Origin of the sequence: Actinospica acidithermotolerans (assembly GCF_018139625.1) — a bacterium.
Classification (GTDB): Bacteria; Actinomycetota; Actinomycetes; order Streptomycetales; family Catenulisporaceae; genus Actinospica; species Actinospica acidithermotolerans.
Genome location: NZ_JAGSOH010000391.1, coordinates 1 through 404 on the forward strand (window position 1 = coordinate 1; position 404 = coordinate 404).

The 404-nt window shown below is 35.6% G+C and carries 1 protein-coding gene and 1 pseudogene; both read left to right on the plus strand.

What is annotated here, in order from left to right; all coding sequences use genetic code 11:
• On the plus strand, positions 1-286 hold a 286-nt coding region (locus KDK95_RS39085; protein WP_212522675.1), incomplete at its 5' end, for a diadenylate cyclase.
• A 1-nt stretch (position 287) separates the two neighbouring features.
• Positions 288-404: pseudogene (locus KDK95_RS39090) on the plus strand (CdaR family protein); the annotation flags it as partial.

Sequence of the window (404 nt, forward strand, 5' to 3'; positions counted from 1 at the left end):
TGATGGTGCAATGATTATTCAAGGCACGAAGATTGCAGCAGCAGCAAGTTATTTGCCATTGTCTGATAGTCCTAAGATATCTAAAAGTTTGGGTACAAGGCATAGAGCTGCGGTTGGTATTTCAGAAGTATCTGATGCATTTACCGTTATTGTATCTGAAGAAACTGGTGATATTTCGGTAACATTTGATGGAAAATTACGACGAGACATTTCAAACGAAATTTTTGAAGAGTTGCTTGCTGAACATTGGTTTGGCACACGCTTTCAAAAGAAAGGTGTGAAATAATATGCTAGAAAGTAAATGGGGCTTGAGATTTATTGCCTTTCTTTTGGCATTGTTTTTCTTTTTATCTGTTAACAATGTTTTTGGAAATATCTTTAACACTGGTAATCTTGGTCAAAAG